The sequence below is a fragment of the Microcoleus sp. LEGE 07076 genome (genome assembly GCF_015207455.1).
GTDB lineage: Bacteria > Cyanobacteriota > Cyanobacteriia > Cyanobacteriales > Microcoleaceae > Microcoleus.
In genome coordinates this window covers 1-7023 of sequence record NZ_JADEWV010000260.1, presented here as the reverse complement: position 1 = coordinate 7023, position 7023 = coordinate 1, and the positions used below count along the sequence as shown (strand labels likewise).

At 47.1% G+C, this 7023-nt stretch carries 7 protein-coding genes; 4 read left to right on the top strand and 3 right to left on the bottom strand.

Annotated features, from left to right (window positions below; translation table 11 throughout):
• Positions 1-268 precede the first annotated feature (268 nt).
• The gene (locus IQ270_RS26470) at positions 269-850 is read left to right on the top strand and encodes a 2'-5' RNA ligase family protein (protein WP_193976144.1); all 582 of its coding nucleotides are present in this window, start codon (positions 269-271) and stop codon (positions 848-850) included.
• A gap of 126 nt (positions 851-976) precedes the next feature.
• Here IQ270_RS26470 and IQ270_RS26465 read toward each other — a convergent pair whose 3' ends face one another.
• On the bottom strand, positions 977-1678 hold the full coding sequence (locus IQ270_RS26465; protein ID WP_193976143.1) for a ComF family protein: 702 nt from the start codon (positions 1676-1678) through the stop codon (positions 977-979).
• 73 nt (positions 1679-1751) lie between these two features.
• Here IQ270_RS26465 and IQ270_RS32440 point away from each other — a divergent pair, with 73 nt between their 5' ends.
• Together IQ270_RS32440 and IQ270_RS26455 are read left to right on the top strand one after the other, a co-directional pair.
• Complete coding sequence (locus tag IQ270_RS32440; protein ID WP_193976142.1) at positions 1752-4199, top strand: putative PEP-binding protein; 2448 nt, start codon at positions 1752-1754, stop codon at positions 4197-4199.
• 503 nt (positions 4200-4702) lie between these two features.
• Positions 4703-5149 (top strand): hypothetical protein, encoded by a 447-nt coding sequence (locus tag IQ270_RS26455; RefSeq protein WP_193976141.1) that lies wholly within the window; start codon positions 4703-4705, stop codon positions 5147-5149.
• A 273-nt stretch (positions 5150-5422) separates the two neighbouring features.
• Here IQ270_RS26455 and IQ270_RS26450 read toward each other — a convergent pair whose 3' ends face one another.
• Both IQ270_RS26450 and IQ270_RS26445 read right to left on the bottom strand, forming a co-directional pair.
• Positions 5423-5710: an RNA-binding protein gene (locus IQ270_RS26450; protein WP_193976140.1), complete on the bottom strand. Its 288-nt coding sequence runs from the start codon at positions 5708-5710 to the stop codon at positions 5423-5425.
• Between the two features lie 153 nt (positions 5711-5863).
• Positions 5864-6082, bottom strand: coding sequence for a hypothetical protein (locus IQ270_RS26445; RefSeq protein WP_193976139.1), 219 nt, complete (start codon positions 6080-6082; stop codon positions 5864-5866).
• Positions 6083-6376: 294 nt separating this feature from the next.
• Between IQ270_RS26445 and egtC the strand changes: the two genes are divergently transcribed.
• Positions 6377-7023, top strand: a 647-nt coding sequence (gene egtC, locus IQ270_RS26440) for an ergothioneine biosynthesis protein EgtC (RefSeq protein ID WP_193976138.1), incomplete at its 3' end; no start/stop codon positions are given.

Here is a 7023-nt window from a genome sequence, read left to right as displayed (position 1 = left end):
GCACGTACTGGTCAAATACGTGCTTTTCGACAATTCCTTGCTTAATTTTGACAAACCAAGGCATTTTTGATTTTTGATTTTTGATTTTTGATTTTTGATTTTTGATTGGGAACAGCCTAACTTATTTGTAGGGTGCGCCGATCGCTCGAAAAATCCCTGACAAAAGATCGACTGTTTCGAGCGATGGAGGCACCTTAGACAATAAAAGATTAAACAAACCCAATACTTCTGTTGTAGCAGCAAAACTTTCTTAAAATTGTATTATCCTATGAACCAGTCAAAACAGCGATTTTTTATTGGTCTAGTGCCGCCACCGAACATTCAACAGCAGATGACTGAGATTAAAGAATATTTTGCGGAACACTACAACAGCAGCGGTGCTTTGAAGTCGCCGCCGCACATCACGCTGCAACCTACTTTTGAGTGGGCGGCAGCGGATGTGGCGAAATTGGAAGAAAGTTTAAAGTCATTTGCTGCAAACCGACTGGCAATTCCGATTACTATGTCGGGTTTTGCTGCTTTTGCGCCCCGCGTCATTTACGCTGATGTTGTCAAATCGCCAGCATTGCTGGAACTGCAAAAAGATGTGATGAGTTATGTAGGGGAAAATTTGGGAATAGTCAATTCTGTTTCTCAGACTCGCCCATTTGTACCGCACATGACAGTAGCATTTCGCGATTTAACTCAGGAGAATTTTCAAACAGCTTGGTTGGAATTCTCCGGGCGCGAGCTGTTATTTGAATTTACCGCTGCCGCGTTAACCTTGCTGCTTCACGACGGTAGCCGCTGGAACATCAGCAAACAGTTCCCCCTGAGAGCAGAACCTCCAACAATCCTCAATCAATCCTAAATTCTCTCTTTTCTATGCTTTTTCTTCGCGTTTTTCGCGTCTTAGCGGTTAGTTGTTCCGAAAAAGATGTGATAAGTTCTCGGCATCTGAATGCAATTTAGATGTGTCGTAAAACCTGTTGAAAGTTCAAGGTAAAACAGGTTGCCTACCGCTCTTGTTGGGAGTTGCAAGTGCCGCAGTGCCGTAAACCGAAATTCCCGACTCTTTCAAGGTTTCAATTGCCGATTTAACTGTAATACCGCTAGTGTAAATATCATCAACTAACAGCACTCGATCGCGCGGGCGGCGGCGGCGAAAATCTTTCCCCAAAATCAAAGCATCTTTCATTTCGGCTTTTCGCTGCTGTGCTGTCAGAGCGAATAAAGGCTGAGTATTTTTGAGCCGCTCCAAACCGTGGCGCTGCAAAGGCAAACCAGTCAACTCGCAAAAACTTTCAGCTAAAAGTTCCGCTTGGTTAAAACCGCGCTGCTTGACTTTTTCTTTGTGCATGGGAATGGGTACAACTGTTAAATTGTCAATAGCTAGTTCGGGAAAACTCAGCCAAGCTTGGGCCAGCCAGGAGCCGAGAGGTTGGGCTAATTGCGGGTTGCCGTCATATTTCAAAGCTGCGATCGCCCGTTTCAGAGTCCCGCCGTACTCGCCCCACACAAAAACCCGCTCCCGATCGTCCCAAAATCGACTCGGATCGGCTAACTGACATTGCTGAAGTTGCTTGTGACAGTACGCACAAAACTCTCCAGCAGCCGATCGCTGACAAAGAGGACAGTTAGACTTAAGAAATAGATTGAGAAAAGATTTGACCGATCCCGTCCATTTTCGCTTGTTCATCCTAAAATTGTGGTAATTGATTAATCGTAAAAACTATCAAAATTAAATCAGTTTCTAAGGATAGGGTCTCGGCGTGACAAACCTCTACCGGCTAGACAAAATTCAACCTTCAGACCGAGATGCAGTGGGAGAAAAAGCATTTTACTTGAGCTGTTTGCTCGCCCAAAATCATCCAATTCTACCCGGTTTTGTCGTGCCGGCTCAAACATTTTGGCAGTTTTTAGAGTCGATCGACTGGCTGGAACCGCTGTTTGCTGACTGGCCCCACTCTTCCCTGCACTTGAATGTCGATGAACCCAGACAACTGCAATCGATCGCCCGTAGCATCCGCCGCCAAATTCTCGCCGTCAAACTGCCAGATTCGTTGCTCAGGAGCCTAGAGTCTGCTGTTGGTGAGTTCAGCTCAAACTCCAAAACCTTAATTTTTCGCCCTTCCCTGACTTCTTGGCACCCGAAAACAGCCGGAATCTTGGGATCTCACGCAGTACCAGCACAAGCAGAAGCAATTGGCACCGGACTCAAGCGAGCTTGGGCAGAACTTTTCAGAGCCCGAAGTCTATTTTACTTGCAGCGGTGCGGTCTGCGGATACAGCAAATCAATCCTGCTGTTTTGGTGCAGCCCATTGAGGAAGCGATCGCCGCGGGCGAGGTGAAAACTATGGCCGATGCAGCATGGGAAATCAAAGCAACCTGCGGTTTGGGAATGTCCCTCGCTACAGGAGCAAGCATTCCCGATTACTATCAAGTGCAGCCGGAAACAGGCGCGGTTAAATTCCAGCGGCTCGGTTACAAAACATTAGCGTACAATCTCAAAGCGGGCGACGCAAAACTGAAAGAAAAACTGCAAATCGGCAAGTTTGCTGCTTGGCAAATTCCCAATTCTGCATTTCAAGATTTTGATTTTCCTGACAGTTGCCTGGAAGTTTTGGCGCTAGCAGAGACAGCACAAAATGAATATGTTTTAGAGGAATCACAACTGCAAAAACTTATTGAACTGAGCCAAAAAGTTGTGGCAGAATTTGACTCTGATTTAATTTTGAATTGGACGCTGAACCTGACAGAAAAAAGTGGCGAACCGCAGTTTTATTTCACTCGAATTCGTGGGGTTAAAAGGGAAAAACTGGCGCAGACACGGGTCAAGAAGATCGCCCCGGCAAGAACTCCTGCGATACTCAGAGGTTTGGCCGCCGCCTCGGGAAAAGCCGAATCAATTGCCCAAGTCATCACTAATTCCCATCCAGAAAATGCCCAATTCTTAGCCGGAGGTATTTTGGTAGCCCGGACAATCGAGCCGCACTGGCTGCCTTGGCTGAAAGTTGCTGTTGGGGTAGTTGCCGAAGAAGGAGGCATGACAGGTCACGGCGCGATTTTAGCTAGAGAGTTGGGGATTCCCGCCGTTGTGGGAGTTGCAGGGGCTACTCGGGCGATCGCCTCGGGGGATTCGGTGTTGGTAGACGGCGATAGCGGAGAAGTTTTTGCCACCGCCCAACATCCGGCTGGCACAGCAGACAGCCTCCTGCTTGGGGAAACGGTCAACAATCCAGATGTATACAGCACAGCCGCCAAAATGTCAATAGCCAACCACCAATTGTCTGCATCAGAGCGATCGTCCAATCTCGGCCCTAAATCTCGACCCGCACAATCTCCCGAATCAGTTTGGGGCGCGCCAACGGCGACTCAACTGCTAGTTAATGTCAGCCAAACAAGTTCGATCGAGCGCCTGAAAAATTTGCCAATAGACGGCATCGGATTGCTGCGATCGGAATTGATGGCATTGGAAGCTTTGGACTGTCAAAACCCCAAAGTTTTGCTGCAAAACGCCCGCAAATCGGAATTTGTCTCGCGCATGGCGCATTGCCTGAGTTTATTTGCTGCTGCGGTGACGCCGCGGCCGATATTTTATCGCTCTCTCGATTTGCGCGAATCCGGCGCCTCCGACAGTTTTAGTTATACCTTTGAACCCGAGTTGTTTGATTGGGAACTGTGCGTACTTCAAAAAATCTGCGAGGAGGGCCATACAAATGTCAATTTAATTTTGCCTTTCGTGCGCTCTGTTGACGAGTTTGTCTACTGCCGCGGGCGCTTAGAAAAAATTTGGAAAAAGCGACCTGCCCAGTTTCAAATGTGGATCATGGCGGAAGTTCCTTCGGTATTATTTTTATTGCCAGATTATGTAAAAGCAGGAGTTCAAGGAATTTCCATCGGTACTAACGATTTAACTCAATTTCTGTTAGGCATTCACCGCAACTCCGAACAGGTAGCAGGTGGTTTCAGCGGGGGCGATCGAGCAGTAATGAGGGCGATCGAACAATTAATCCTTCAGGCGAGGGCAGCAGGCATTCCTTGCTCGATCTGCGGCGACGCGACCGCACTGTATCCCGATATAGTTGAATCCTTGGTGCGGTGGGGGATTTCGTCTATTTCCGTCAATGTCGATGCTGCCGAACAAACTTACAGGGCGATCGCCCGGGCCGAAAAGCGCTTGCTGCTAGAAGCCGCTCGATCGACAATCAACAATTGATCTCAATTCCGGTTGCACTCCTGGGGAATTGTTGACTGTTGACTGCTGGCTGTTGACTGCTGGCTGTTGACTGTTGACTGTGAATCTAAAATCCTCAAGCCCCGAATTTATCCGTGGGGTAAATCTCAAATCTCAAATCTCAAATCGAATGACAGACATATTGCCCTCAACCGCAAATTTTGCCTGGGCTGCCGGGTTTGGGAACCTAAGTCCTAAATAGGGCTTGCTGAAAAAGTCTTTTCGTTAAGGGTAGGAGTCAGGAGTCAGGAGTCAGGAGTCAGAAGTCGGAATTAGAGGAGGTAAGAATAGTCAGTAATCAAAGTTGAAAGTGATTGACTTTTGATGGTTGAAAAGCTTATTCCTTGCACCTCCTACACTTGTGATCTCTCTCAATCCATTGAGTTATCTAGGTTTTTGGTTAAATCAGCAAGTCCTAAATCAAAAAATTAGATTTTAAAGCTAAGATAGAAATATCATCAACACTTGACCCGGAGGTAAAAATAGTGAAATCAAAAATTATTGCAACCGCAGCAATATTTGTCGCCCTCGGCTGTCTGCATCCCCATCCAGCATTATCTCAACCGGCAACTAACGGCGGCCCCCAACCCGGATTTTGGCAGCCTCAAGCCCAGGTAGACACTACTCGGAACATTACCCTGAGACTCTTAAATGAAACCGGATTAAACCTAGAATACGGTGAATCAGGTGTTGGCTTGTCATCCTTACCCGTCGGAGCCAGCAAAAACATCATTGTTCGCGTCAGCAACCGCACGGCCGACATTGCCAATATTCCGATTAATGTCAAAGGAGGAACCACAACTTTGAAATACGACTATAGCGTAGATTCTCAGAAAAATCTGGTGACGGTTCGGATCGCTAGATCGGATGGTCGCACTAGGCAAGACCGGTCAGTTTATATTGATGAAAAAGGCAGAATTTACTCTTTCTAAGACTGACAATTATTAACCCGGTTTCTCCTGATAAATCTTGGTTTTAGCGGCGAAGTATCCGGTAAGAAATCGGGTTTGTGGACTCGATCGCCTACACTATGTCTCAAAAACTGTCTCAAAAAGTATGAATCAAGTAAAGCCGATCGACAGTCGATGTTTTTGTGCAGCGGATTTGACATTGCATCCCCAAAATCAACAGCAGCTAGCAATTCGGCACTGGTGGGGCATAGCATCAGGTTAATTCCGAGAGGATGTCAACCGCTGCATCGCGAACTAATATCCGCTGTTCCTGTTAAAACCGCTGCCTCGATTTCCCTCTTCTTTTGGTTTGGCTTTGTTTACTCGCAACGGACGCCCCATCCACTCTGCACCGTCTAATTCGCCGATGGCAGCGTCTTCTTGGGCATCTTCCATCATCTCAACAAATGCAAAACCGCGCATCCGACCGGTTTCCCTGTCGGTAGGCAAGACAACTCGCTTGACAGTGCCGTATTCTGCAAATACTGCTTTCAGGTCTTCTTCGGTGGCGCGGTAAGAGAGATTTCCAATATAGATAGTCATGTCGATCGAACTGAGCTTGTTGCTATATATAATAACCTGTTAATTTTACTGTCAAGTGCTATCTAGCTAACAATGTCGGCGATCGCATCTGAATCAAAGGGTTTGCCACACCGACAAACCCTTTGTAATAGATCGAATAGTTACTGCTGTTTCTTAATCGATCGAGATCGACTGAGGCCCTGTGCTTTTAGTGTTGGTGACTTCGGCTGAGGGAGGAGTGTAGGAAGTCGAACCGGCTTGTTCGTCAATCCAGCTTCTGACGGGATCTTCGTGAAGGTTGAGTCGAAGCAAACCTGAAAAAAATCCGCCCGCAAAGGCGATGGGCTGTTGGATCAATTCTTTTACCACTGGGATGAGTTCGTCGAGGAACATTCAAGAGTCTCCTTGTGCTGCTGGGGTTCTACCTTTACTTTACCGTTTGTACTGCGATGCTGGCAGGGAGCTAAGCTGTTGCTCGTATAGATTGTGTGTGGCGATTGAGGGGGAGAAGGGGAGAAGGGAGAGGGGGAGAGGATTTGACGATTTTTGATTGTGATCAAAATATACAATTTTTATTTGCACAACAGCTTACCAAAAACCCAGTTCCCGGTGCTGGTACAAGACGGGCGATCGAGCAATTTTTCGCCGAATGATTTAGAATGCTAATCAATTTGCTCTAAAAATTTTATGTGCCGTTTGCTTGCCTACCTAGGCAGTCCGATTTTACTCGATTCTATTCTGTACAAGCCGGAACATTCCCTAGTTGTGCAGAGTTACGAGCCCCGCGAAATGACTTCAGGGGTGGTTAATGCTGACGGTTTTGGCATCGGCTGGTATCACCCGCACCTAGAGACTGAACCGTTTACCTATAAAAACATACACCCAATTTGGAGCGACATCAATCTGCCGAGTATCAGTCGATACGTTGAATCCGGCTGCGCGATCGGATACGTTCGCAGTGCAACTTCAGGACAATCCCTAGATTTGAGCAACTGTCAGCCGTTTGGGTACGATCGGCTGCTGTTCGTACACAACGGCTTCGTGAAAAATTTTCGCCAAACTCTGTACAGGCCAATTCGCGATCGCCTGTGCGATACCCTTTATCAATCAATTAACGGTACTACAGATTCAGAGCACATCTTCGGCTTATTTGTCAACGAATTGACCGACAAAAATCTCACCGTACAAGCTGCTTTGCAAAACACGCTGAAAACTTTGACCCAGCTAGCAAACCTTCAGCAAGTAGAATTTTCAGCTAACATCATTATCAGCGACGGACACCAGCTCGTTGCCTCTCGCTTTGCTTCCCAAAAAACCCCTCCCTCCCTTTACTG

Coding starts and splice junctions, on each gene's coding strand:
- IQ270_RS26470 (WP_193976144.1), top strand. CDS start 269: ATGAACCAGTCAAAACAGCGATTTTTTATTGGTCTAGTGCCGCCACCG.
- IQ270_RS26465 (WP_193976143.1), bottom strand. CDS start 1,678: ATGAACAAGCGAAAATGGACGGGATCGGTCAAATCTTTTCTCAATCTA.
- IQ270_RS26450 (WP_193976140.1), bottom strand. CDS start 5,710: ATGACTATCTATATTGGAAATCTCTCTTACCGCGCCACCGAAGAAGAC.
- IQ270_RS26445 (WP_193976139.1), bottom strand. CDS start 6,082: ATGTTCCTCGACGAACTCATCCCAGTGGTAAAAGAATTGATCCAACAG.